This is a genomic window from Cognatishimia sp. WU-CL00825 (assembly GCF_040364665.1).
Taxonomy (GTDB): domain Bacteria; phylum Pseudomonadota; class Alphaproteobacteria; order Rhodobacterales; family Rhodobacteraceae; genus Cognatishimia.
The window spans coordinates 129,288-154,743 of the sequence record NZ_BAABWX010000003.1 but is presented as its reverse complement, the minus strand read 5'-3'; the positions used below and the strand labels follow the sequence as shown (position 1 = coordinate 154,743).

The following is a 25,456-nucleotide window of genomic DNA, read 5'->3' as shown; positions in this document are numbered from 1 at the left end:
ATGAAGCCTTTTTTGATCTTGCAATTGCGCCCCGAACCAGAGGTGAGCGACAATGAATTTCAGGCGATTTTGGACAAGTCGGGCCTTGCCCTCGAAGAGACCCACCGCATTCAGTTAAATGCGCAAGACCTGCCGCAGGATCTGGATCTTGAAAGCTATTCTGGCATTATTGTGGGCGGTGGTCCGGGCTGCGTCAGTGATGCGCCCGAAAACAAGTCAGCGGTTGAAACCAAAATCGAGAACGCCATTCTGGCCCTGTTGCCGCGTATCACTCAGCAGGATTTTCCATTTATGGGCTGTTGCTATGGCATCGGGGTTCTGGGTCACCATTTGGGCCGGGTTGTGAACAAAGATAACTATGCCGAAAGACCTGGTACCGCAGATTGTCAGCTGACCGAGGCTGGCAAGATCGACCCGGTTCTACAGGGCCTGCCGGATCAGTTCCAAGCCTTTGTCGGTCACAAAGAAGCCATGCAGCAACTGCCCAAAGGCTGCACCCATCTGGTCAGCGCGCCAACTTGCCCGTTTCAAATGGTTAAGTTTGGCCAGAATGTGTATGCCACGCAATTTCACCCCGAAGCTGACGCCGCGGGCTTTGAGGTGCGGATCAATGTTTACAAACACAAGGGTTATTTCGCACCCGAAGATGCCGAGGCCCTGATCAAAATGTGTGAAGCCGCAAATGTGTTTGCACCGGAACGCATTCTCAGAAATTTTGTCGACCTGTATCGCGGTTAGGCAGCCACCTAGATCAGTGCGTCCAGAATCTGGCCATGTAAGGCCCCATTGGCCGCCACCATACCGCGCAGGCGTGGGTCGGGATTATTGAAAATCAACGGTCTGCCAAACTTGTCTGACGTGCTGGCCCCAGCCTCGCGCAAGATCAAATCCCCCGCTGCAATATCCCATTCCCAAGTTTTGCGCAGTGTCAGCATGGCGTCATAACGCCCCTCAGCAACCAACGACAAACGATAGGCGAGCGAGGGGCGATGATGCCGTGAAATCTCGGGAAGTGATTTCCAGTTCTTGGCCTCCATTGCCGGGCGCGCGGCCAAAACATCCGCGCCGCTCAGGTCCGCGCGTGACCCAACCGTCAACGCGCCATCGTTCAAAAACGCGCCCCGCCCAGCCTCTGCACAATACAGCTTGTCACACATGGGCAAATAGACAACCGCCGCCGTGACCTTGCCTTGCCTGGCAATCGCCAATGAATGCGCCCAGGTCGGTGCCCCGGCGATAAAGCTGCGGGTGCCGTCAATGGGATCAATGATAAAAACCCGGTCCGCGTCCTGGCGCGCGTCGTTGTGGGCGCTTTCTTCTGACAACCAACCATAGTCAGGCCGTGCCGTCAGCAGCTCCGCTTCCAACATCTTGTTCACCGCCAAATCAGCTTCGGTGACCGGGCCAGCGCCGTCTGGCTTGTCCCAAACCTGCGCAGTTGGCCCACTGAATTTGGTGGCAATACGCCCAGCCTCTTTGGCCGCCTCTATCAAGAGCGTCAGGTCAGCTCCCGGCAAGGATCATATCCTCGATCAACAGGGACGGCACCACGCGGCTCAGATGTGCGCGGGCGTCGTTTGCCGGAATGATCCGCCGCAGCATGTCACGCAGATTGCCCGCGATCGTGCATTCGTTCACCGCATGGGTGATTTCGCCATTCTCTACCCATAGCCCCGATGCCCCGCGTGAATAATCGCCAGTATTGGGATTGATCGTGGATCCCATCATAGAGGTCACGATCAGGCCGGTTCCCATATCTTTGATCAGCGCCGCGCGGCTTTGATCTCCTTGGGTCAGGGCAATATTCCAGATGCTCGGCGAAGGAGGGCCGCCGACACCACGCGCCGCATTGGCGGTGCTGTCCATGCCCAACTTGCGCCCATTTGCCAAATCAAGCGTCCATCCGGTCAACACACCATCCTGCACAATCGCGCGCTTTTGGGTCGCCAGACCTTCGGCGTCAAAGGGCCGAGACCCCGACACGCGCGCGCGATACGGGTCTTCGATAATTGACAGATGCTTGGGCAATACCTCTTGGCCCAAGGCGTCCAGCAACCAGCTTGATCCGCGCGCCACCGAGGCCCCGTTGGCGGCGCCCAACAGATGCCCGATCAAAGAACTGGAAATGCGCTCGTCAAACAATACCGGAAACGTACCGGTTGGCGGCTGCTTGGCATTCTGGCGCGCCAAAGCCCGTTCCGCGGCGCTGCGGCCAATATCGCGTGCGGCGCGCAAATCAGACTGAAAGATCCGGCCATCGCCATCGTAATCTCGCTCCATTTCGGCACCCGTGCCAGCAATGGCCACGCAAGAGGTCCCTCGATCTGTGCGGGCATATCCGCCGGAAAACCCATTGCTCGCGGCCAAATGCACCTGTGTGGCCCCATAGCCCGCAGAAGCAGACTGAACCTGTGAAATGCCGGCAACAGAAAGTGCGGCGGCTTCTGCTTCTGCCGCATCGCGCTGTAACGCTTCCGGTGCAGGTTCGGGGGCTGGATCACACAGTTCCAGCGCATCAAGATCCCAGGATTTTACCAACTGGCCGGGGTCAGCCAAGCCGATATGTGGGTCTTCGGGGGCTTCCTTGGCCATCGCTACTGCGCGTTCGGCCATGGTGGTCAAGGTTTCGTCGCGGGTGTCAGAGGCCGACACATTCGCTTGTCTTTGGCCAACGAAAACCCGCAAGCCGATATCTGTTCCTTCGGAACGTTCTGCGTTTTCTAGTTTGCCGGCACGCACGTCTATAGACACCGAAGTGCCCTGTACCGCCATCGCGTCAGCGGCATCTGCGCCAGCCAATTGCGCCGCCTTCAAAAGTCGCTGCGCCAAGTCATCCAAAGTTTTGCTCATCCTGCCTCCGCGGATTTCTTGCTCTTCACGTAGTCTGCAGCCTCTTACAAAGCAAGCCCACGCAAAAAATTGGGCCACCCAACTTACAGCAAGGCAGCCCAAACATCAGTCTTCTAAGCGCTTATTTGATACGCTGCCCATTGGCCAAAACATGCCCTTGCTCGTTCACTTCGATCCGTGAATTCAGCTCGTCTTCGGCTGGTCCAGCAGTGGCAAACAAGCCCATCATCATCCGCGCACCCATCGCATCTTGTTCTGCGACAAAACCCATCTGGATCAGCTTATCCAACAACCCGTTGCCGCCCATCAAACGGAACGCCGCCGCCCCCAGTGGACGTGGCAAGCCGTCAAAGCTTTCCATGTCGCTGTTGTCAAAGGTAAAGTCACCTGATCCGGTCAGATCAGCTCCGGCAACCGACACTTGCAGATCGCTCAGGGTCAAAGCGTTCAATTCACCCGGAAACTCATCTGCCTGTTCAATTTCAGGGTCCACTAGGTCTGTCATCAATGTGGTCTTGCCGGTCACGTCAAACCGTAGGGTTGCAGGATCACGCGGCAATACATTGGCCGGATCAAACAGGTTCCACAACACATCAGGCACAGCCAGCCCACCCAGGTTGATGCCCAGTCCAAAGTCTTGCGCATCAGCCTTGGCCAAAAGCGGCATCATCAATTTATAGCCAACCTCCTGCATTTCAAACGACAGGGGGAAGGGGATATCAGCCCCTGCAATATTGACGGTCAAGCCTTTGCCCCCGCCGTCATAGCGCAATGCACCCTCTGTCAGCCCAATTTCGACTTCGCCAGACGCAGATGCGATCTGTGCGCTAAAAGGCTTTCCATCATCCGAGCCGGTGACCTCTGTTTTTGAGGCACCCTGACTGAATTTCCCTGCAAAGTTAGCACCGCCTTTGAAGAAATTCGCCGGGTTCTCCGTATCCATCACAAGCGGCAAAAGGCTTGTGCCATCAAACACGATATCTTCGCTGCTGCCTGTGACAACCAGGCTGCCCTCTTCGTCGGGCACAACAACGCGTAAATCATAGCTCAGTGTTTCCGCGCGAATTTCTTGTGAAATATCGCGCATATCGGATTTTTTCATCGCGGTATTGCCGCTGATGTCGCCAAGGTTCAGGCTAAAGCTGATGTTCCCCATCACCTCTTCATCAACCACCAGCTTTTCCAATGTGATATCCGCAGAGGTTGCTTGATAATCAAAAACCATATTATTCGGTTCGCCTGACGCAACATATTGCGCCGTGCTCAGATCCACAGAAACACTGGCTTCGAAGTCCTCATCGTCCTCGGTTTCGATATCCAGCAAGACGTGCGCGATCTCGGGGACCTGCACCAGAACTGTGCCATTGCCTTGATTGGTCAGAGTCAAGGCGGGGATCTGCATCATGACCCGACCTTCGTTTTCCGGTATCTCCATGGCCAGCTTCAAATCAGCAACGGTCAGCGTGTCACCAGATGTGGTTTCCGTCGCGGTCACTTGATATCCATAATCGGTAAGATAGCTGCGCCAATCGCTCCAGACATCCTGTGCTGTGACATCAGCGCTTGCCGCCGAAGCCCAAAAAACGCAGCCCAATGCCGTGGTCCCTGCAAATTGAGTCCAACGTGTCATAACAAACCCTTCCAAATAAATTCTAAAGTAATTTCGGTGCTGCGGTACGGCGGGTCAAGGGTAGACCCGAGCAATTCCTGTCTTTACCAAGGTTTCAAACACAGGTTTTTGGGGTGCTTATGACAAATATGCAGGGAAAAACTGTTCTCATCACCGGTGCGAGCCGCGGGATCGGAGCAGCTTGCGTGCGGGTTTTCGCCGAGGCTGGGGCCAATGTGGCTTTGGTTGCGCGCGATCACGAGGCGATTGCGGAACTGACAAGCGAACTGGGCAACAAAGCCATGGCGATTCCCTGCGATGTCAGCCGTTATTGGGAAGTGCAAAAAGCGGTTGATGCCTGCATGCAGGCCTTTGGCGGCCTGGACGTGCTGATCAACAACGCGGGTATCTTGAAACCAATCTCGCATTTGTCGACTGTTGATCCTGACGATTGGGCGCATGTGATTGACGTCAATCTTAAGGGCGTGTTCAACGGCATGCGCGCCGCCCTTCCAGCTATGATTGAAAACGGTGGCGGTACAATACTAACCATCGGCTCTGGGGCCTCTGAAAAACCCTACGAAGGTTGGAGCGCCTATTGCGCCTCAAAAGCCGGCGCATTGATGCTGACAAAATCGGTGGATGTCGAAGCACGCGCCAAAGGCATTCGCGCGATCAGCCTGTCGCCGGGCACGGTTGCCACCCAAATGCAGCGCGACATCAAGGTCAGCGAGATGAACCCAGTCAGCCAATTGAACTGGGAAGACCACATTCCGGCAGACTGGCCCGCCAAGGCGCTTTTGTGGATGTGTGGCCCCGGCGCAGACCCCTATTTGGGCGGTCAAGTGTCCCTGCGCGATGAAGCCATTCAGAAAATGGCAGGCCTGGTATGATTGCCCTGAGCAAACCAGAAGACGGCGTTTGGGTGGTCACGCTTGATCGCCCTGAAAAAGCAAATTCTTTGACCGAAGCCATGTTGAGCGAACTGGCAGAGATCGCCGAAGCTGCCACCGAGGTGCGTCTGTTCATCCTGACAGGCTCTGGCAAAGTGTTTTCGGCCGGCGCGGATCTGGACGCGGCCCGCGCCGGCCTTGCCACCAGCCCGCTTTGGGAGCGCTTATCCGTCGCCATCGCAGAGCTGCCCGGTCTTACCATTGCGGCCCTAAATGGCACTCTGGCAGGCGGGGCCATGGGCATGGCGCTGGCCTGTGATCTGCGCATTGCCGTGCCAACCGCCAAAGTGTTTTATCCAGTTATGAAACACGGGTTTTTACCGCAGCCTTCAGATCCCAAACGTCTAGGGGCCTTGGTCGGCCCCGCTCGGACAAAACTGATACTGATGGCCGGGCAGAAAATATCGGCCCAAGAGGCGCTGACATTTGGGCTGGTCGACCGGATTGTGGCCCCCGAAGACCTGATGCAAACAGCGCTGTCATTGGGTGCAGATACTCTGTCGGCCCGGTCAGAGATCGCGACTGCGATCAATGCCATGTGCCGTTAAAGCTGTTGTTGCCTGGGGGTTTCACCCCCAGACCCCCAGGGTATTTAGATCAAGAACAAAGTGGACCTTTGCGCCTGCGGCGGGCATGAGGGAGAGCAGTCGTTCAGTGTAAGAGGGTGGGCATGGAGCAGTCCGAAATAATGCAACAGGCGCTGGCCTATGGGCAGCAAGGCTGGGAGATCGCCAAAGGCTGGCTGTTAAGCCCAGCCGCATGGTCGCAATTTGCGCTTTTGGTAGCGGCGTTTCTGGTGGCGCTTTGGGTGACCCGCCGGCTGCGCCCTATTCTGACAAAACTTTTAACGCCAGCCGAAGATCAACAGGGTCTGCTGGCCAAGGCCCGGCGGTTTATTCTGCAATTTGTCCCGTTGCTGTTGCCTTTGCTGGCCTATGGGCTGACAGGCGTCGGCGAGAATATCACCCGCAGTGTCTTTGGGTCTGGGGCTGTGATCGCTTTTGGCAATCGGTTGATCTTGTTTTTGGCGGTGCGCATTCTGGTCAAAGACGTGGTGCAAGACAGCTTTTTGAAGGTCTTGGGCAAGTATCTGTTGCTGCCAGTTGCCTTGATCCACGCGCTGGGTTTGTTGGCCCCGACCATGGCCAAACTGGATGCCACGGTTATTCCGCTGGGCAATCTTAGTTTTTCGCTGTTGTTTCTGGTGCGCTTTGCCATCGTTGGTGGGGCCATCTTTTGGCTGGGCCGCTGGTCAAATGCGCAATCAACCGCGCTGATCCAAAGCCAAAAAGAAATGCGTCCGGCCATGCGCGAATTGGCCACCAAAGCCGCAGAGATCGTGATTTTTGGCATCGCCTTTTTGTTGCTTATGAACATCATGGGCATATCGCTGACCTCGCTGGCGGTGTTGGGCGGTGCGATTGGTGTGGGGCTTGGCTTTGGTCTGCAAAAGATCGCGTCTAACTTTATCTCGGGTGTGATCTTGTTGTTGGAAGGTCAGGCCACCGTGGGTGATTACGTAGAGCTGGATGGCGGCGAAGCGGGTACAATTGTGAAAATGACCGCCCGCGCGGCAATCCTTGAAACCTTTGATGGCCGCTGGATTGTGGTGCCCAACGAAGATTTCATCACCACCCGCGTGGTGAACTATTCAGACAGCGGCTCTGCCAACCGTTATGAGGCCCCGTTTTCAGTTAGCTATGACACCGATATCAACTTGGTGCCGGATATTATCGAGGCGGCTGTAGCCAAGCTTGATTTTGTGCTGCAAGACCCCGATGGCCCCGATTGCGAGTTGCGCGGCTTTGGCGACTCTGGCATCGATTTTGCGCTGGAATTCTGGGTGAACGGCATTGACGACGGCAAAAACAAATTCACGCCCAAGGTGTTGTTTGCCATTTGGAACGCGTTGAAAGAGCACAATATTGAAATCCCCTATCCGCATCGCACAGTTGAACTGCGTGGCGAATTGACAACGAAATCTGGGTGAATTCCGCATGAAAACCGCGTTGATCATTGGGGCTGGGCCCGCAGGGCTGATGGCCGCAGATGTGCTCTCGGCCAAGGGCCATCGCGTGGTGGTAGCCGAGGCCAAGCCAAGCGTTGGGCGCAAGCTGTTGATGGCGGGTAAATCCGGCCTGAATCTCACAAAGTCCGAAGGGTTTGACGCCTTTCTGGCCGCTTATGCAGAGGCCGCGCCAATGCTGCGCCCGATGCTCTCGCAATTTGGGCCCCAGCAGGTGCAGGACTGGGCGCAGGGTCTGGGCCAAGAGGTGTTTACCGGATCTACCGGCCGCGTGTTTCCCAGGGCGATGAAAGCCTCACCGCTGTTGCGGGCCTGGCTGACCAGATTGGCGGCGCAAAGCGTAGAGATTCAAACGCGGATGCGTTGGATTGGCCGCTCTGATGGATTTCAGTTTGACACCCCAGAAGGCACGCGCTCCCTGACGCCAGATGTCTGTGTGTTGGCTTGCGGCGGCGCAAGCTGGGCCAGGTTGGGCTCTGATGGGGAATGGGCAAAATACGCTGACGCGCCGGTTGCGCCCTTTCAACCCGCCAATATGGGGTTTCTGGTGGATTGGTCCCCGCATATGGCCAAGCATTTTGGCAGCCCGCTCAAAGGCGTGGCGCTCAGTGCCGGGGGGCTGCACAGTCGCGGAGAATGCGTGGTGTCGCGCGCGGGACTGGAGGGCGGCGGGATCTATATGGTGTCGCGTGCCATGCGTGATGGCGCAGGCTTGTTGATTGATCTGTTGCCAGACCTGTCCTTGCCAGAACTGCGCCGTCGCTTGGCGCGCCCGCGCGGCAAGGCAAGCCTGTCAAATTTCCTGCGCAAAGCCGCCAAACTTGACCCGGTGAAACAGGCGCTGTTGATGGAGTTTGGACGGCCTTTGCCCGACGATCTTGCCCCTTTGATCAAAGCTTTGCCGCTCCAGCATTTGGGGCCGCAACCAATGGATCTGGCAATCTCGACGGCGGGTGGATTGCGGTTTGATGCGCTGGACCAAACCCTTATGATCCGTGATCAGCCCGGGGTATTTGCTGCAGGCGAGATGCTGGATTGGGAGGCCCCAACCGGCGGCTATTTATTGACCGCCTGTCTGGCAACCGGCCGCTGGGCCGGGCAGGGGGCGGCTGCCTTTTTGGATCAAAGCTAAAGCTGCCAGTTAACCTTAGGCCCTACCGGGACAATTCCCAGCGGGTTGCGCAGCGCAGAGGGGGAATAATATCCGCCTTTGATGATGTCAAAATCAACAGTGCTTGCCACGCCCGGCATCGCATAGATACGCCGCGCATAGGCCCATAGATTTGGGTAATCAACCAGACGGTGGATATTGCATTTGAACGCCCCTACATAGGCCACATCAAACCGCGCCAGCGTTGGAAATAACCGCAGGTCGACCTCTGTCATCTGGTCGGACACGATCCAATCGCGATGTGCCAAATGCGCTTCTAGGTGATCGAGTGTTTCAAACACCTGGGTGACACCCGTTTCATAAGCCTCTTGGCTGCGGGCAAACCCGGCACGATAGACGCCGTTGTTCAAGTTTTTGTAAATCAGCGTGTTCCATTGATCGATCTCTGCTTGATGCTGAGCTGGATAAAGATCGGGCACCCCTGGGAAGACCCCTAACATGCGTATGATATCAGCGCTTTCATTTGAAACGATTTGTTGGCTGTCCTTATCCCACAAAACGGGCACAGTCAGACGCCCGGTAAAGGCAGGTTTTTGTCGGGCATATAATTCGTGAATGGCGGCAATGCCGTTCAAGGGATCTGCAAAGCGTCCCTCGGGCGCAAAGACCCATCCTTGATCGGTGCGGCGCGGGGCGGCAAAGCTCACACCGATGTCGTCCTGCAAGCCCAGAATGACGCGCGCCAACAAGGCCCGGTGCGCCCAGGGGCAGCTCCAGGCGGCATAAAGATGATAGCGTCCCGATGCGGGCGGGAAAGCACCGTTGTTGGCTATCCAATTGCGGATGGTTGTTGTTTCCCGTTGATACGCGCCGCCGGCAGAGGTTTCTGGTCCGGGATCTTCGCTGTGATAGTGGCCTTGAACCATAACGCCCATACTGTCGCGCTCCTGTGTTGATGCACCACAGGCTAGCCAATTTGTGCCTGTGTGTCTTGTGGCCCAGCGAACAGCAGCTGCGCATTTGTGTGAAGGGCAATGCGCGTGCTGACAGAAACTGGCACTGGCCTAGGCTAGATAGGGAACATCGACCTCAAACAAAAGGAATGTGTTATGTCTGTAACCGGGGCCTGCCTGTGTGGTGCGGTGCGTTATACGCTGAAAGATAAGCCCAAAGAGACCGGCGCGTGTCATTGCGATATGTGCCGTCGCTGGAGCGGCGGTGTGTTTATGTCGGTCAAATGCAAGGCCGAAGAGGTGACGCTGGACGGGCAAAAGCACATTGGGCGCTTTAAAAGCTCTGACTGGGCAGAGCGGTGTTTTTGTAACCGATGTGGCAGCGTGCTGTTTTACCGGGTGACCGCGTCAGGTCCCTATCATGACGATCATCACTTTGGCTTTGGCACGCTGGACAACCCAAATGGCATCCCCATGACCAGTGAAATCTATATTGATAAGAAACCCGATGGCTTTGCCTTTAAAGGCGATCACCACACAATGACCGAAGCCGAAGTCATCGCGATGTTTGCCCCGAAAGACTGATTTTAGAGGTTTGATTTTTGAGTATTTTTAGAAAGATGAAGAGGAGGTGTTGCGCGGCCTTTTTAGCGTTTTGCCAGCATTGAGAGCCTGAGAAAGGCGCGTTCGACCAAGGCCATGGCGGGGGCGGTTTGACCGGCGCTGCGCAGTTGCAGATCAGTATCGGTCAGGATGGTCAGAGCTTGTTCCAGTTTTGCTGCGCCCCAGCCCTGGGCCTGGCGCAACATACGGTCGCGTCTGGGACCAAAGATCGGCGGGCGCATGCGGGAAATGCCCTGTGCTGCGCCGCCGGGATCAGAAGCCGCCGTATACAGCGCGCGAAAATGCCGGGTGGCCCCAATACACAGCCCCACCGGCTGCGTGCCCTGGGCCTGAAGTTTTGCCATCACCGGGCCGATTTCCTGCGCCCGTCCTTCGGCCACAATATTTAACACATCATCCAGAGCGGCCTCGGTAGAGGTGGGCGCACAGGCGATTACGTCTTCTGAGGTGGCCGGACTGTCGTCTTGGTATTTATACAGGGCAAGTTTTTCGATGGTCTGTCTGAAATCACCGGGGTCCAGCTCGCGGGCCAGGTTGCTCAGATCCGTCATCGCCTCGCGATCGATATTGCGAAGGCCAGCCTTGGCCAGATCGGCCTCGATTTCATCGCGGCTGGGCGGATCATTATAGATCGCGGTGGCATAGGCGTTGGCATGGCTTTCAAAGGCCTTGCGAATTTTGGAGCTGGCTTTGAGCTGACCCGCGGTGACAATGATTTGCGCGTCCTCTTGTTGCCAGTCTTCAAGGGCGGCCAATATCGCCGGGGCAGCGGTGTCATTTGCGTCTTCGACAAAGGCCACGCGCGGGCCCGGAAAGAAACTGACGGCTTTGATGGCGTCGATCAGTTGGGCGGGGTCTTTGCGCAAAGATGCCGCCGGAATGCGGGTCAGACGCATTTCCTCTTCGCCCTGAGGACCAATGAGTGCTGTGATCACCTCTTGGCGTTTCAGCGCCACACGCATGGCATCGGGCCCATATATCAACAAACCCGTGCGGCTGGGATCCGGTTTGCTGAAATACCGGTTGGCGTCGCGGGTCGCCAGTTTCATGCGGGCAGGTCGCCGGCGCGCGCCAAAAGACGGTTGGTGATAAGATCTGCCAGAATCACCATCAACCGTCGGCGCGCATCCCGTGCCGCCGCCAGTTCTGACACCGTAGACCCAGTTGTAGAGTAGCCAGTGAAGCTGTCCACTTTGCCGCTGATCACCACGGCTTTGCTGTCCAGATCACGCAGCGCATAGGTGGCGGTGCCGATGACCTCGCGCCGGGTTGTGCGGTTGTCAGAGGTCAGCGCCACACCTTCTTCGGTGGTGATCAATCCCAGCGACAGCCCATAGCGCGGCAGACCCGGTTGCCCCAGGCGATATTCCAGCTGGCGCACCAGTTCGAACCCATCGCTGTCTTCGGGGGCATCCACTGCAATCTGGCCGTGCAGGCGATGGCCCGACCCGTTTGGACCATAGACAGGGGTAAAGCCGCAGCCCGCCAGCAAAAGCGGGCCGGCGGCCATCATCAAAATACTACGGCGCTTAAACGACGACATTCACAATCCGACCGGGGACAACGATCAATTTCTTGGGTTGGGCCCCATCCAACACTCGAACAACAGCTTCGTTTGCCAGAACCAGTTTTTCAACCTCTTGTTTGCTCATATCTGCTGGCACGCTGATTTCCGCGCGGCGTTTGCCGTTGATTTGGATCGGCAAAGTCACCGAGGCCTCAACCAGCATCGCCGCATCAGCCACCGGCCAGGGGGCGTCCACAATCAGGCCCGCACCGCCTTGGTGCGCCCAGATATCTTCGGCCAGATGCGGTGTCATTGGTGACATCAGCTGTGCCAGGGTCATGATCGCCTGCTTTTGCGCAGCGGCCCCGGCTTTGGATTTCGTCAGGGTAGCGGTAAAGCCATAAAGCTTGGCAATGGCTGCGTTAAAGCCAAAGCTTTCAACCCCCAGCGTGACATCCCGGATCGCCTTGTGCATTTCACGCCGCAGATCTTCGTCGCCTTTGCCCTGCGCATCAGGGTCCATCGCGGCTATCTTGTCACACAGGTTCCAAACGCGGTTCAGGTGTTTATGCGCCGCCTCGGCACCGGATGCTGTCCATTCCACATCCCGTTCCGGAGGGCTGTCAGACAACACAAACCAACGCGCCGTGTCAGCGCCATAGGCGGAAATAATCGCCAGAGGATCCACCACGTTGTTTTTGGATTTCGACATTTTCGCCGATGGGATCACTTTGATCTTTTCACCGGTTTCTTTGACAACCGTCTCGCCATCGCGTTCTTCGACTTCGTTCGGGTAGTGGTATACAGCCCGGCCATTGTCATCGGTGCGCTCGGCGTTTTTGTAAATCGCGTGGGTCACCATGCCTTGGGTGAACAGCGCGTCAAACGGCTCTTTGCTTTTCTCTGGCAAATGACCCGTGATGTTCATCGCCCGCGCAAAGAAGCGCGAATAGAGCAGATGCAAAATCGCGTGTTCAATGCCGCCGATATACTGGTCAACGTTCATCCAGTATTCCGCATCTGCCATATCGGTTGGCGTATCTGCACGCGGTGCTGTGAAGCGCGCGAAATACCAAGAGGAATCGACAAAGGTATCCATGGTATCAGTTTCGCGCTGCGCAGGTTTGCCACAAGACGGGCAAGCGCAATCGCGCCAGCTTGGGTGGCGATCCAGCGGATTGCCGGGAACCGAGAAATCAATCGGCTTGCCGCCTTCGTCATAAGGCAGTTCGATCGGCAGGTTTTCTTTCTTTTCAGGCACCACGCCGCAGGCATCACAATGCACAACTGGGATTGGGCAACCCCAATAACGTTGGCGGCTTAGGCCCCAATCGCGCAGACGATACTTGGTCACGCCCTGACCCCAGCCCGCCTGTTCAGCCGCATCCACAGCCGCATCTACCGCCTCTTCGCCAGTGGTCTCGCCATCAATGCCAAAGCCTTTGACATAGCGCACCCTGTCGGTCTTGCCCGGCACATAAGCGCCCTTGGCCGCTTCGCCGCTCACCGCTTCAAACACCGGTACAATCGGCAATTCGTATTTGGTGGCGAATTCAAAATCGCGTTCGTCATGCGCTGGGCAGGCAAACACCGCGCCAGTGCCGTAATCCATCAGGATAAAATTCGCGATCCAAACCGGCAGTTCCCAATCTGGGTTCAGCGGGTGCTTGACCTTAATTCCGGTGTCAAAGCCCAGCTTTGGCGCGGTCTCAATGGCTTCTTCAGTTGTGCCACCTTTGCGGCATTCAGCCACAAACGCCGCCACATCCGCATTTTCGGCTTCCAGCTTTTTGGCAATCGGGTGATCCGGCGAGATCCCCACAAAAGACGCACCCATCAGCGTATCGGGGCGGGTTGTGTACACCTCGATGGCCGCTTCGCCATCCACCCGATCAAAGCCAAACTGCAAACCTCGCGACTTGCCGATCCAGTTTTCCTGCATCAGCCGCACTTTGGCAGGCCAGTTGTCCAGATCATCCAAGGACGCAAGCAATTCTTCGGACATGTCCGAGATCTTAAAGAACCATTGCGTCAATTCGCGCCGTTCCACCAGCGCCCCCGAACGCCAGCCGCGGCCACCTTCGACCTGCTCGTTGGCCAGAACGGTCATATCAACCGGATCCCAGTTCACCACGGCGTTTTTGCGGTACACGAGGTCTTTGTCCAGCATATCCAAGAACAGCGCCTGCTGCTGGCCATAGTATTCCACGTCACATGTGGCAAACATCCGTGACCAGTCCAGCGACAGGCCCAGCGGTTTCATTTGCTCGACCATCGTGTCGATGTTGGAATAGGTCCAATCCTTTGGGTGACCGCCCGACGCCATCGCTGCGTTTTCGGCTGGCATACCAAAGGCGTCAAACCCCATTGGGTGCAAAACATTGTGGCCCGTGCTCATCTTATAACGCGCGATCACATCGCCCATCGTGTAGTTGCGCACATGGCCCATGTGCAGCTTACCCGACGGATAAGGGAACATCTCCAGCACATAATACTTGGGCTTGTTCACATCGCGAACAGCCTTAAACGTATCAGCCTTATCCCAGGCCGCTTGCCACTTTGCTTCGATTTCCGCGGGGGTATAGCGCGTCATGCGGGAAAACCCTTTCAATTCCTAATTTCGCCCAATCAAAGGCGACAGTCGCGAAAGGTGATAGGCCGCTGTGGCGACATGGTCCAGTGCCATGACCCATACATCGGTAAAAAATGCGGTTTCGAGCGACAATCAGACATGTCTATATAGGGGAAATTGCATTTCAGGACGCCCTCGCATGAAAATTCTGTTCATTCACCAAAACTTTCCGGGCCAGTTTAAAAACCTTGCACCGGCTTTGGCCAAACAGGGGCATACCTGCGTGGCTTTGACGTTGCGGGTCAAAGAGCCAACCAAATGGAACGGTGTTCAGGTGTTGCCCTACGCAATCAAGCGCAATCAGGGCGGCGGAATTCACCCCTGGGTCACCGACCTAGACACCAAGGTAATTCGCGGCGAAGCCTGCATGAACGCGGCGCTGGAGCTCAAAGCCAAGGGCTTTACGCCTGACGTGATTGTCGCCCATCCCGGTTGGGGCGAATCGATGTTTCTGCGCGATGTCTGGCCCGAGGCGCGTATCGGGCTGTTTTACGAGCTGTTTTACCAATCCGAGGATGGCGACAACGGGTTTGATCCGGAATTTTCATCAAAACCCAGCATCCAAGACCGTGTGCGCCTGCGCCTAAAGAACCTGAACAATGAACTGCATTTCCCACTTGGCGACATGGGTCTAAGCCCCACAGAATACCAAGCCAGCACATTCCCACAAAAATACCGCGACCGCATCAGCGTGATCCATGATGGCATCGACACCAAGCACGCGGTGCCCAAGCCCGACGTGGAATTTAAGGTTTCAGACGATCTGACGCTGACCCGCGAGGACGAGGTGATCACCTTTGTGAATCGCAATCTTGAACCCCATCGCGGCTATCACATCTTTATGCGCGCATTGCCTAAGCTGTTGAAAACCCGCCCCAATGCCCAAGTGGTGATTGTCGGCGGTGACAGCAATTCCTACGGGGCCGCCGCGCCCAAAGGCAAAACATGGAAGCAGATTTTCATCGACGAAGTGCGCGGACAAATCCCAACCCCAAATTGGAACCGCGTGCATTTTGTTGGCCATTTGCCCTATGAAAACTTTATGCAAATGCTGCAAGTCTCGCGCGTGCATGTCTATTTGACTTACCCATTTGTCCTCAGTTGGTCGTTGCTCGAATCCATGAGCTGTGGCGCATGTATCCTCGCCAGCGACACCGCGCCCTTACGCGAAGTCATCAATCCAGACGAGACTGGCCGCTTGGTGGATTTCTTCGATGGCGCTGGTCTGGTCGAGCAACTCAACGATCTGCTGGACAGTCCGGAAACCCGCGCCCGACTTGGGGCCAATGCCCGCAAACTGGTGCAGGATCGCTATGATCTGGAAACCGTCTGCCTGCCCAAACAGCTTGATTGGATCCAGCAGCTGTATAATGCCAAAGCAGGCGGCACCGCGCTTTAGTTAACAGGCCAGACGCAGATATTGACCGGGCGTGACACCATATTGGTCTTTGAAGCGGCGAATGAAATGCCCTTGGCTTGAAAATCCGCAGGCCAGCGCGATCTGGGCCATCGACTCTGACGTCAGCATGTCTTTGGCCCGCATCAGGCGCATTTGTGTCACCCAGGCATGCGGAGCCATGCCGCAGCTTTGCCGAAACATCCGGTGAAAGTGAAATTCAGACAATCCTGCCAATTGCGCCAGATCGCTCAGTTTAATGTCTTCCGCGATATGGGCGTTGACCCAATCGCTGACCTCGCGAATGGCCCGCCGGGTAAGACCGCCTTTCAACGCCACAAGCTGGTGGCCCAAAGCCGCAACCAAATCAGCAAAACCGGCTTCTGCAGACATAATATCGCCAGTCAAAGTCGCCTGCGCCATCGCGCGCATCGGTTGCTCTAGCGCGCCGGGGTCAACAAAAGTGCGTTCGTCTATATCCAACTGACGCGCGTCTTTTTCGTGGACCTGAGAGAACGCACTGCGTAGCAGCTCATCGGCAACATACAGATGCACAAATCGAAACGTCTCGTTGATTTGCCACTCTGATGAATGCCCTTCCGGGAACACACATAGTGTCGCTGGCGCACCTGACTTAACCTTCCCGTCAACGCGGCGCGTGCCGCTGCCGCCATTAAGATACAAGCTGAACACATGCCCGCGCGTGGCACTGTACTGAATTTCATCATGGCTGTTCTGCCAAACCGCCAGTTGCCGCCCGCGCCCCATTGGCAGGTTGCCCAACCTTTGCGTCCGTTCAGACGCAGATAGAAATTCATCAACACGGTGTCTCACGAAAACACTCCTTCAGCTCAATCTACCGCCAATAAGCTCGATGTCACGCCGCGCCGTGAACTAAACCGCAAGATTGTGCAATCCCGTGCGATTCTTTTGACCTAAGCACCGCCCTGCAAAGGAGCGCATATGCAAAACAGTCTACTTTTCGCCGCCACGGTTTTGATTTGGGGCACAACATGGATCGCAATTGCGTGGCAAATCGGAACCGTCGATCTCGTTGTTTCGGTTTTCTACCGCTTTGGTCTGGCAGGACTCATATTTGTACTGGGGCTTGCAGCCTTGGGCCGCCTAGAAAAGCCCAAAACATGGCGCTTTGTAATATTGCAGGCGTTTTGCTTGTTTAGCTTCAATTTCATCTGCTTTTATCAGGCCACATTCTTTATGCCCTCAGGCTTGGTCTCGGTGATTTTTTCGTTGGCAACCATCTTCAACGCGGTGAATGCCCGGCTTTTCTTTGGCGAAAACCTGCGCCCCAGAACGCTCGTTGCCGGCATAATCGGGGTTCTGGGGCTTGTTTTGCTGTTTTGGCACGACCTCACCATTTCCTTTGACGTCAATGTGCTCTTGGGCATGGCTTGGGCAACGGCGGGCACGGTCTTCTTTTCCGTTGGCAATATGATGTCGCGCAAAAACACCCAGCATGGTGTCACACCGATCATCGCCAATGCTTGGGGCATGTGCATCGGTGCCCTGATCCTGTTGGCGCTGGTGATTCTGCGCCAAGCTCCCCTGACACTACCCCCAACTTCAAGCTATGTTTGGGCTCTGCTCTACCTAGCCCTTGTGGGGTCTGTTGTGGGCTTTACCACCTATCTGTTACTGGTTGCCCGATTGGGGTCAGACCGGGCGGCCTATACAACAGTTCTGTTTCCCGTCGTGGCGCTTTTGATGTCCACATTGTTTGAAGGATACCAATGGCACACCACCTCGGTGCTCGGGGTCGGCTTGACGATTTTGGGCAATCTGGTGATGTTCTCAAAATGGCACCCAAGACGGGGTTTCAGCCACGCCTAAACACTGCCCGCCTTTTCAATGACCAAAACGCGGGCTACTCCAACCGGATGCACGACATGTTTGTCCCCATCCTGAGCACAAAAAAAGGGCCCCAATGGGACCCTCAAATCGCGCAAATTTCTGTAGGCCTAGAATCGCCCATCCGCGATGCGCAGCTGCCGCGCCCGCGCCAATATAGCGTCTTCAACAGCCCGCACCGTGCTGGCATCCACTGCACGACCACCACGAGTTTGCATCGCCAGATGCAAAGACCGCGCATCCAAAGCAGGATCACGCACCAGTATAGTCGCGCGATAGGCGCGGCCGCCATTTGGAGGCGTGCCATATCCGGTCACGATCACGCCGGAAAAGGGGTCAACAGACTCGACGGGCAAGAAATCCAAAACTTCCAGCGACGCCGTCCAGATGTATTTGTTCACTTTGACAGTGATGTCACTGTTATCTTTCTTGAAAATATCCCAGATCGTGGTTTCACGATCCTGAACCTTTACCGCATTATTGCTGGCAGTCGACGTCCCGCTCTGCCCATAAGTGTCGGCATCACCGCGCCGGCCACCGAAACTGCCGCACGCCACAAGCGCTGTCAGCGCCACAATGCAAAGTGCCAATCTTGCTGTAGATTTGATTGTCATAATCCCGCCCAAACGACCCAGTTCTGTATCGTCCTATCCAAGCCGCGTCTGCAGAGCAAGCTTTTTACCCACTATATATACGCGCGCTGTGACGGGCATTTAGCAGCAAAATCCCGCCTCAGACCCGTTGCACCCCAGCGAAGTGTGACAAACATGCATCAATCAGAACAGCCATTAACATCCATTGGTTTGCTTTGCTTGCAATGTGACCCCGAAAAAAGAGAAACACTCCTCATACCCTTTCTGGATTCTCCGGCTAGGGCGATAATTTGGTAATCCGAGGGAAAAGACTATGAAAAAGGTTCTCTTTGCATCCACCGCGCTGGTTATGACCGCAGGTGTAGCAGCAGCAGAAATTAACGTAACTGGCGGCGCTTCTTTGGGCCTGATGTACAACGGCACAACTACTATCGTCATCAACGAAATCGACTTCAACATCGTTGGCTCCGGCGAAACAGATGGTGGCGTTGCATTTGGTGCATCCGTTGATCTGGACTCCGCGCATCAGAACTCCGTGACAACTCAGGCCGCTTTTGGCGACCCAGAAGTGTTCATCTCTTACAACGGTCTGAAACTGACAGTTGGTAACATCGACGCAGCGATGGACCAAGGTGGTCTGGCAGACATCGGTTACAACGGTGTTGGCGTAGACAACATTGCTGAAATCGACGCACAAGGTTCTCACGACGTTCGCGTTGACTATGCAATCGCAGACATCAACGTTGCAGTATCTGTTGACTCTTCCAACAGCGACTGGTCCATCGGTGGTAACGCTTCTTTCGACGCGTTCACAATCGCTCTGGGTTTCGGTGAAACTGGTGGTGCAGACCAAATGCGCGCGACATTGGGCTACACAGCTGGCGCAATCGGCGGTAAAGTATTCTTCGCAGACAACAGCGTAACAGACGCAATGGGTGTTGAAGTTTCCTACACTTCTGGCGACGTGACTGTAACTGGTGTTTACACAGACAACGGCGCAGCTGACGCGTTCGGTATCGACGTTGCATACGACATCGGTGGCGCAACCGTTCAAGGTGGTGTTGCAGACGTTAACGGCACAACAATGGCCGATCTGGGTATCTCCTTCGACTTCTAATTTTAGAAAACGAAGTACCTAAGTTAAGGGTGGGTCCTCGGGCCCACCCTTTTCTTTTGCGCCCAAATGATGTTCTTTGCCCCAAACCGCAGAACACAGGGCCACATTATGTCTCTCTCCGAAATTCAGGCGCGTATCGCTAAAGCCGAAAAGACAGCCAACCGTGCACCTGGCAGTGTGCAATTGATTGCCGTCTCCAAAGTCCAGCCCAACGACCGGGTCGAGGCTGTCTTACAGCAGGGCCACAGGCTTTTTGGCGAAAACAAAGTGCAAGAAGCGGCAGGCAAATGGCCTGCCTTCAAACAAGCCTATCGCGGCGTGCAAGTGCACCTGCTGGGACCGCTGCAAACCAACAAGGCCCGCCAAGCCATGGAGTTGTTTCAGGCGATCCATTCGCTTGACCGTCCCAAACTCGCAAAGACCCTCGCGCGTTTGGCGCAGGAACTTGGTCACTGCCCAACGTTGTTCATTCAAGTTAACACCGGAGAAGAGCCGCAAAAGTCAGGGGTGCTGCCCGCTGACACCGACAGCTTTGTAGCGGAGTGTCGCGCTCTGGATCTGCCGATTGCGGGTCTGATGTGTATCCCGCCAGTAGACCAAGAAGCCAGTCTGCATTTTGCCCTGTTGGGAAACATTGCCAAACGCAATGATCTGGTCGGTCTGTCGATGGGCATGAGCAGCGATTTTGAAAAAGCCGTAGCGCTTGGGGCTACCCACGTGCGGGTGGGCTCGGCGATCTTTGGAGCTCGTGACTATAGCTAAGCGAATCGTACGTTTCGCGGCTTGAAACGTACAAATTGTACAATGAGCAAAAGATTAAGGCAGCGTTCCATGGGCGTTTGGAATGACAACGGGCGTGCCCAGTTGGACACGTTTGGCGATCCAGTGCAGGTGATCCCGCCGCAGCGCGATGCAGCCTTCTGTCGGGTACCCAGGGCGGCGGAATTGATGCAAGAAAATGGCTGATCCGCGTCCCGGTTTTGCGTTTGGCCAGTTCCAATCTGTAATGAAAACAAGATCATACAGCGGATCTGCGCGGCGTAGTTTTTCGTGGCTATGGGCATAGGGAGACGTGACCAGGTGGTTGTAATCCGGTTCACCTGAAGCGTCTGACCACAGGTCGGTGTTGCCAATTGCGCGGGCCCAGGGTTGCGGAGGATGCAGGCGATCTGGGCGATAAAGCATGCCAACAATTTTGAGCGCCCCAACAGGGGTGGCACCATCACCCTCTTGTTTTTTAAGGGAAATTCCCCCTTTTCCAATGGTGCACGGAAACCGTTTCCCCGCGAACCGTAGGCCCGTCGGTGTCAAAACCAGCGGTGTCACAAAAGATGCCCGGATTTCTTTGCCTTGGTCGCCAAATAGGCCGCATTATAGGCGTTTTCACCCACTTGCAGCGCCACCCGCTCGGTGACCTCAACGCCGGTATCCTGCATCATCTTGATTTTCTTGGGGTTGTTTGTCAGTAAGCGTACCGACGAGAATCCAATTTTTTTCAACAAGTTAGCGCCGATCCGAAAGTCGCGCTCATCATCTTCAAACCCCAGACGGTGATTGGCTTGCACCGTATCAAACCCTTGATCCTGCAAACTATAGGCGCGCATTTTGTTGGCCAGGCCAATCCCGCGACCTTCCTGGTTTAGGTATAATAAGACCCCAGCCCCCTCTGCGCCCATCTGCGCCAAAGCACCGTTTAACTGCGGCCCGCAATCACACTTCAAAGAACCCAGAACATCACCAGTAAAACAAGCGGAATGAAGCCGCGCCAAGACAGGCGCTTCCCTGGAAGGTTGTCCAATTTCAATGGCATAGTGCTCTTCCTCGCCATTCTCAGGTCGGAAGATATGCAGCTTCCCAGCCTCTGCTGCACGTATTGGCAAGCGTGCATGCACCACTTCGTTCATCGGGCTTGCTGCCGACATATAGGGGGCTGCCAGTGCCTCTGGAATCACCGTAAGCCCATGTTCCAACGCGAGTTTCGCAGCGTTTTCAGGTGCTTTTATTACAGCAGCCGGCAAGAGTTGTGCAGATTTCATCAGTTTTAAGGCCAGTCGATGTAACGAAACATCTCCGCCACGTTGCGTTTTAAACGGGCCTTTCATGGGGTTTTTAAGGTCACCAGCGGGGTCTGAAACACACCCGACCCAGCCCTTTTTGGCATCTGCGGGCATCACAATGCGCGCCAGTTCGGTGTCATAGGCGCGTGCCTTAAGGGTTTCCGCGCGACGCGCTGTAATGACCAAAACCGTTTCCCCATCCAGCGCTTGAATGTCCTTAAGTCTTTGTTCTGCTATGGTTTCTGACGAGGCCACCAAGATTGACTGCCCATTTCCGGTCACCACAATTGGAACGCCCATGCGCAGATCGGCGCGGGCGCGGGCCAAGCGTTCTTGTATGTCAGGGGAAAAACTCATGCGGTCCTCATACACTGCAGCGTGTCAGATGTAGCGGCTTTTGTCGCAATGTGAAACATTTACACACGCATTTACACGACGGCGTGAAATTATTGCAGCATACCTTGAGATTGTGGCTCAGCACGCGCAAGTCTTGTGAAACAGAAAACGGAGACCCAGATGGGACAGCTCAAAAAAATCTTATTGGTTGATGACGACGATGACCTACGCGAAGCTCTGTCTGAACAGTTGGTGATGACCGAAGACTTCGATGTCTTTGAGGCAGGCAACGGTTCCGAAGCAATGGCCCGCGCCAAAGAAGGTCTGTATGATCTGGTGATTTTGGATGTGGGTCTGCCCGACACCGATGGTCGCGAGCTTTGCCGTTTGATGCGCAAGCAGGGTGTCAAAAGCCCAATCCTGATGCTGACTGGTCATGACACTGATGCAGATACTATATTGGGTCTGGACGCTGGGGCGAATGATTACGTGTCTAAGCCCTTCAAATTTCCCGTTCTTTTGGCGCGTATCCGGGCGCAATTGCGTCAGCATGAGCAAAGCGAAGATGCGGTTTTCACCCTTGGACCATATACGTTCAAACCAGCTATGAAGCTGTTGCTGACCGAGGACGAACGGAAAATCCGTCTGACCGAAAAAGAAACAAATATTTTGAAGTTCTTGTATCGCAGCACCGACGGTGTGGTCGCACGGGATGTTCTGTTACACGAGGTTTGGGGCTATAACGCGGGCGTAACCACCCATACGCTCGAAACCCATATCTATCGTCTACGCCAAAAGATTGAGCCTGATCCCAGCAATGCACGCCTGCTTGTAACCGAGTCCGGTGGGTATCGGTTGGTTGGCTGACAACCAAAAGATGAGTTCTCCCGGCAACAGGCCGGGATGAAATAATTTAGTAACATTGACCTTGCATGTGGTGCCGTGAGAGTTTGAGTTATCAGATAATGAGTTCCCGCGCATATCCGGGTGACGATATGTACCTCCCTGTTGGACTGGTCCGGACATTGTCCGGACCTTTTTTTATGCACTGTGGTTTCTTGTGGCGCAGCTTTGGTTCCTTGGTTAGGTTGGCACAAACCATGAACTTTGGAGCGCGACATGTCTTTTACGATTGCCACTTGGAACATCAACTCTGTGCGGCTGCGCGAGCCGATTGTATTGAAGTTGATGCAAGATGAAGCGCCCGATGTTCTGTGCCTGCAAGAATGCAAAAGCCCCGTCGACAAGATCCCTCTCGAGGGTTTCAAAGCCCTAGGCTATCACCACATGGTGGCGCGCGGGCAAAAGGGTTACAACGGCGTTGCAATTTTTTCCAAGATCCCAATGGTCGAAGCCGCAAGCGAAGATTTTGCAGATCTGGGCCACGCGCGTCATATTGCAGGTAAGCTGGAAAACGGCGTCACAATTCACAATTTTTATGTGCCTGCTGGCGGCGATATACCGGACCGTGAAAAGAACGAGAAATTTGGGCAAAAGCTGGACTACCTTACTGAAATGCGGGACTATTTTTATGCTCAGAAACCAGAAAAATCTATTCTGGTTGGCGACCTGAATATTGCGCCGCGCGAAGATGATGTATGGGATCACAAGAAACTTTTGAAGATTGTCAGTCACACCCCGGTCGAGATTGACCACCTAGCCGAGACCCAAGCGTCGGGTCAGTGGGTTGATGTGACCCGACAAGACATCCCTGAGGGCAAGCTTTACAGTTGGTGGAGCTATCGTGCCAAAGATTGGGATGCCGCTGACAAGGGGCGCCGTTTGGATCACGTATGGGCCACGGCCGACATCTCTAATGCAGGCCACAGCAGTCGCGTGCTGCGTCACGTGCGCGGATGGGAAAAGCCCAGCGACCACGCACCCATTTTTGCGCAATTTGATCTATAAAGAACGCCGGTTAAGATTGGGCAATGTGCGGGCGCTAGGCGCGGGTCATCTTCTGCACTGCGAAAATCCATTTGCCGACTGACCTTGGCATAGCAGGATTGGCAGTCCATATAGAGCACAAATCGTAATTTTTCGGGAAGCCAGACATGCTTGAATTTGGACAGGGCAACGCCGCCCCCGCCGCCGCAGACCTTATCAAGGACGTAACGGAAGCCACATTTATTCAGGATGTGGTCGAAGCCTCGATGAAGGTTCCGGTTATCGTCGATTTCTGGGCCCCTTGGTGTGGTCCGTGTAAGACGCTTGGTCCAGCGCTTGAAGCGGCTGTCACAAAGGCCAAGGGTGCTGTCACCATGGCCAAGGTCAACGTGGATGAAAATCAGGCGATTGCAGGCCAGATGCGCGTTCAGTCGATCCCAACGGTTTATGCGTTTTACCAAGGCCAACCGATAGATGGATTTCAGGGCGCCGTACCAGCAAGCGAAATTGACGCTTTTGTCGCCAAGGTCGTCGAGCAAGGAGGCGGTGAAGTGGATGGCGGTCTGAACGACGCGCTAGAAGCCGCCCAAGAGATGTTGGACAACGGTGAAGCCGCAGATGCGGCGCAAACCTTTGCGGCGATTTTGGAAGAAGACCCCAACAGCGCGATTGCTTTTGCGGGTCTCGCAGCGTCCCATATCGCATTGGATGAGGTGGATGAAGCAGAAGCAATACTGAACGGCTTGCCCGCTGAAATTTCTGATGCTGTTGAATTGGAGGCGGTGCGCGCCCAGATTGAGTTGGCGCGTCAGGCTGCAAATGCAGGACCGCTAACGGAATTGCGCAACGCGGTCGCGGAAAATGCCGATGATCACCAAGCGCGTTTTGACTATGCGCAGGCCCTGCATGCCGATGGTAACGCCGAGGCGGCCATTGAGGAATTGCTAGAATTGTTCCGCCGCGATCGTGAGTGGAATGACGCTGCAGCCAAGGCGCAGTTGTTCACCATTTTTGATGCGCTCAAGGCAGAAGATCCGGTGGTTTTGAATGGGCGTCGTAGACTTAGCTCGATGATATTTGCCTAATTCGAAATTCGCGCTAGAATTTTCAGCATGTTCAAATCTGCTGATCTGCCTGATGTTTTGCCTGTCTTTCCATTGCCGGGCGCGCTGCTGTTGCCACGTGCTCGGTTACCTCTGCATATTTTCGAACCACGCTATCTGGCGATGTTAGATGATGTTCTGAAAGGGCCGAGCCGGCAAATTGCAATGGTGCAGCCAGTTCCAAATCAAGCCGATGACAGTGTTTTACACGGTGTTGGCTGCGCAGGGCGTGTGACTCATTTCACAGAAACTGAAGACGGCAGATACATGGTCACCTTGACGGGGGTTTCTCGTTTTCGCGTTGTCAAAGAAGTTTCTGGCTTCCAGCCCTATCGCCGTTGCCGCGCTGATTGGGGTGATTTTGCACGCGATTTGGGGCCTGCGGAACACGATGACCAGTTTCAGAGGGAAGGTTTTCTGACGCTATTACAGCGGTATTTTGAGGCGCAATCCCTTTCGACAGATTGGGACAATCTGCAAGAAGCTGACAACGAATTGCTTATAAATTCGCTATCGATGTTGCTGGATTTGCCACCGGAAGATAAACAAGCCTTGCTAGAGGCTTCCTCGTTGCAAGAGCGTCGTGAAACCCTGGTGACTTTGATGGAATACAGCGTAAGAGGCGGAAACGTCGAGGACCGGATGCAATGACCGAGAAACCAAAATTTGACCGCCGCATGTTAGACACTTTGATTTGTCCACAGTGCCAGGGGCTGTTAGAATACGACGCCAAACAGCAAGAGCTTGTTTCTAAAGGTGCCAATCTGGCTTTTCCAATTCGCAACGGCATCCCGATCATGTTGATCGACGAGGCACGCGATTTGTCCTAAGGC

At 55.1% G+C, this 25,456-nt stretch carries 26 protein-coding genes; 15 read left to right on the top strand and 11 right to left on the bottom strand.

Annotated elements, in window-relative coordinates; all coding sequences use genetic code 11:
• Positions 1-738 (top strand): glutamine amidotransferase, encoded by a 738-nt coding sequence (locus ABXG94_RS12900; protein ID WP_353534745.1) that lies wholly within the window; start codon positions 1-3, stop codon positions 736-738.
• Positions 739-746: 8 nt separating this feature from the next.
• Here the strand turns inward: ABXG94_RS12900 and ABXG94_RS12895 are convergent, their stop codons facing one another.
• The 3 genes from ABXG94_RS12895 to ABXG94_RS12885 form a co-directional block, all read right to left on the bottom strand.
• Entirely contained in the window at positions 747-1,517 is a 771-nt protein-coding gene (locus ABXG94_RS12895; RefSeq protein ID WP_353534744.1) for a 3'(2'),5'-bisphosphate nucleotidase CysQ, read from the bottom strand.
• Positions 1,504-2,850: a TldD/PmbA family protein gene (locus ABXG94_RS12890; RefSeq protein ID WP_353534743.1), complete on the bottom strand. Its 1,347-nt coding sequence runs from the start codon at positions 2,848-2,850 to the stop codon at positions 1,504-1,506. The genes ABXG94_RS12895 and ABXG94_RS12890 overlap by 14 nt, the downstream gene beginning before the upstream one ends.
• A 121-nt stretch (positions 2,851-2,971) precedes the next feature.
• Positions 2,972-4,480: a DUF2125 domain-containing protein gene (locus ABXG94_RS12885; protein ID WP_353534741.1), complete on the bottom strand. Its 1,509-nt coding sequence runs from the start codon at positions 4,478-4,480 to the stop codon at positions 2,972-2,974.
• 119 nt (positions 4,481-4,599) lie between these two features.
• Between ABXG94_RS12885 and ABXG94_RS12880 the strand changes: the two genes are divergently transcribed.
• The 4 genes from ABXG94_RS12880 to ABXG94_RS12865 all read left to right on the top strand — a co-directional run bounded on the left by ABXG94_RS12880 (position 4,600) and on the right by ABXG94_RS12865 (position 8,570).
• A complete protein-coding gene (locus ABXG94_RS12880) occupies positions 4,600-5,352 on the top strand; it encodes an SDR family oxidoreductase (RefSeq protein ID WP_353534739.1) in 753 nt (250 codons plus the stop codon).
• Positions 5,349-5,960 (top strand): enoyl-CoA hydratase/isomerase family protein, encoded by a 612-nt coding sequence (locus ABXG94_RS12875; RefSeq protein ID WP_353534737.1) that lies wholly within the window; start codon positions 5,349-5,351, stop codon positions 5,958-5,960. Before ABXG94_RS12880 ends, ABXG94_RS12875 begins: the two co-directional genes overlap by 4 nt.
• Before the next feature lie 122 nt (positions 5,961-6,082).
• Complete coding sequence (locus ABXG94_RS12870; RefSeq protein WP_353534735.1) at positions 6,083-7,402, top strand: mechanosensitive ion channel family protein; 1,320 nt, start codon at positions 6,083-6,085, stop codon at positions 7,400-7,402.
• A 7-nt stretch (positions 7,403-7,409) separates the two neighbouring features.
• Complete coding sequence (locus tag ABXG94_RS12865) at positions 7,410-8,570, top strand: TIGR03862 family flavoprotein (protein WP_353534734.1); 1,161 nt, start codon at positions 7,410-7,412, stop codon at positions 8,568-8,570.
• On the opposite strand, the gene ABXG94_RS12860 is transcribed toward ABXG94_RS12865, so the two are convergent.
• On the bottom strand, positions 8,567-9,484 hold the full coding sequence (locus ABXG94_RS12860; RefSeq protein WP_353534733.1) for a glutathione S-transferase family protein: 918 nt from the start codon (positions 9,482-9,484) through the stop codon (positions 8,567-8,569). The two genes, ABXG94_RS12865 and ABXG94_RS12860, sit on opposite strands and share 4 nt — an antisense overlap.
• A gap of 174 nt (positions 9,485-9,658) precedes the next feature.
• Between ABXG94_RS12860 and ABXG94_RS12855 the strand changes: the two genes are divergently transcribed.
• Positions 9,659-10,087: a GFA family protein gene (locus ABXG94_RS12855; RefSeq protein ID WP_353534732.1), complete on the top strand. Its 429-nt coding sequence runs from the start codon at positions 9,659-9,661 to the stop codon at positions 10,085-10,087.
• A 62-nt stretch (positions 10,088-10,149) separates the two neighbouring features.
• On the opposite strand, the gene holA is transcribed toward ABXG94_RS12855, so the two are convergent.
• The 3 genes from holA to leuS are packed head-to-tail and all read right to left on the bottom strand — an operon-like array spanning position 10,150 to position 14,226.
• Complete coding sequence (gene holA, locus ABXG94_RS12850) at positions 10,150-11,175, bottom strand: DNA polymerase III subunit delta (protein WP_353534730.1); 1,026 nt, start codon at positions 11,173-11,175, stop codon at positions 10,150-10,152.
• Positions 11,172-11,669, bottom strand: a complete 498-nt coding sequence (lptE, locus tag ABXG94_RS12845) for an LPS assembly lipoprotein LptE (protein WP_353534729.1) — start codon at positions 11,667-11,669, stop codon at positions 11,172-11,174. The genes holA and lptE overlap by 4 nt, the downstream gene beginning before the upstream one ends.
• A complete protein-coding gene (leuS, locus tag ABXG94_RS12840; protein WP_353534728.1) occupies positions 11,656-14,226 on the bottom strand; it encodes a leucine--tRNA ligase in 2,571 nt (856 codons plus the stop codon). The genes lptE and leuS overlap by 14 nt, the downstream gene beginning before the upstream one ends.
• Positions 14,227-14,404: 178 nt before the next feature.
• On the opposite strand from leuS, the gene ABXG94_RS12835 reads away from it, so the two are divergent.
• Positions 14,405-15,664: a glycosyltransferase family 4 protein gene (locus tag ABXG94_RS12835; RefSeq protein ID WP_353534727.1), complete on the top strand. Its 1,260-nt coding sequence runs from the start codon at positions 14,405-14,407 to the stop codon at positions 15,662-15,664.
• On the opposite strand, the gene ABXG94_RS12830 is transcribed toward ABXG94_RS12835, so the two are convergent.
• Complete coding sequence (locus ABXG94_RS12830) at positions 15,665-16,495, bottom strand: helix-turn-helix domain-containing protein (protein ID WP_353534725.1); 831 nt, start codon at positions 16,493-16,495, stop codon at positions 15,665-15,667.
• A gap of 129 nt (positions 16,496-16,624) precedes the next feature.
• On the opposite strand from ABXG94_RS12830, the gene ABXG94_RS12825 reads away from it, so the two are divergent.
• Positions 16,625-17,512 (top strand): DMT family transporter, encoded by an 888-nt coding sequence (locus ABXG94_RS12825; protein ID WP_353534723.1) that lies wholly within the window; start codon positions 16,625-16,627, stop codon positions 17,510-17,512.
• Positions 17,513-17,640: 128 nt separating this feature from the next.
• Here ABXG94_RS12825 and ABXG94_RS12820 read toward each other — a convergent pair whose 3' ends face one another.
• Positions 17,641-18,144: a DUF3576 domain-containing protein gene (locus tag ABXG94_RS12820; protein WP_353534722.1), complete on the bottom strand. Its 504-nt coding sequence runs from the start codon at positions 18,142-18,144 to the stop codon at positions 17,641-17,643.
• Positions 18,145-18,436: 292 nt separating this feature from the next.
• On the opposite strand from ABXG94_RS12820, the gene ABXG94_RS12815 reads away from it, so the two are divergent.
• A complete protein-coding gene (locus ABXG94_RS12815) occupies positions 18,437-19,240 on the top strand; it encodes a porin (protein WP_353534720.1) in 804 nt (267 codons plus the stop codon).
• A gap of 108 nt (positions 19,241-19,348) precedes the next feature.
• Positions 19,349-20,002, top strand: a complete 654-nt coding sequence (locus ABXG94_RS12810; RefSeq protein ID WP_353534719.1) for a YggS family pyridoxal phosphate-dependent enzyme — start codon at positions 19,349-19,351, stop codon at positions 20,000-20,002.
• A gap of 54 nt (positions 20,003-20,056) precedes the next feature.
• Here the strand turns inward: ABXG94_RS12810 and ABXG94_RS12805 are convergent, their stop codons facing one another.
• Together ABXG94_RS12805 and ribA are read right to left on the bottom strand one after the other, a co-directional pair.
• Entirely contained in the window at positions 20,057-20,566 is a 510-nt protein-coding gene (locus ABXG94_RS12805; RefSeq protein ID WP_353534717.1) for a L,D-transpeptidase family protein, read from the bottom strand.
• Positions 20,563-21,654 (bottom strand): GTP cyclohydrolase II, encoded by a 1,092-nt coding sequence (gene ribA / locus ABXG94_RS12800; RefSeq protein ID WP_353534715.1) that lies wholly within the window; start codon positions 21,652-21,654, stop codon positions 20,563-20,565. The genes ABXG94_RS12805 and ribA overlap by 4 nt, the downstream gene beginning before the upstream one ends.
• A gap of 159 nt (positions 21,655-21,813) precedes the next feature.
• Between ribA and ABXG94_RS12795 the strand changes: the two genes are divergently transcribed.
• From ABXG94_RS12795 to ABXG94_RS12775, 5 genes are all read left to right on the top strand, one after another.
• Positions 21,814-22,500 (top strand): response regulator transcription factor, encoded by a 687-nt coding sequence (locus ABXG94_RS12795; RefSeq protein ID WP_353534714.1) that lies wholly within the window; start codon positions 21,814-21,816, stop codon positions 22,498-22,500.
• 252 nt (positions 22,501-22,752) lie between these two features.
• On the top strand, positions 22,753-23,541 hold the full coding sequence (locus ABXG94_RS12790; RefSeq protein ID WP_353534713.1) for an exodeoxyribonuclease III: 789 nt from the start codon (positions 22,753-22,755) through the stop codon (positions 23,539-23,541).
• A 146-nt stretch (positions 23,542-23,687) separates the two neighbouring features.
• On the top strand, positions 23,688-24,605 hold the full coding sequence (locus ABXG94_RS12785; RefSeq protein ID WP_353534712.1) for a tetratricopeptide repeat protein: 918 nt from the start codon (positions 23,688-23,690) through the stop codon (positions 24,603-24,605).
• Between the two features lie 27 nt (positions 24,606-24,632).
• Positions 24,633-25,274 (top strand): LON peptidase substrate-binding domain-containing protein, encoded by a 642-nt coding sequence (locus ABXG94_RS12780; protein ID WP_353534710.1) that lies wholly within the window; start codon positions 24,633-24,635, stop codon positions 25,272-25,274.
• Positions 25,271-25,453 carry a Trm112 family protein gene (locus ABXG94_RS12775; protein ID WP_353534709.1) on the top strand — a complete coding sequence of 61 codons (183 nt, stop codon included), beginning with the start codon at positions 25,271-25,273 and terminating at the stop codon, positions 25,451-25,453. The genes ABXG94_RS12780 and ABXG94_RS12775 overlap by 4 nt, the downstream gene beginning before the upstream one ends.
• Positions 25,454-25,456: the final 3 nt, after the last annotated feature.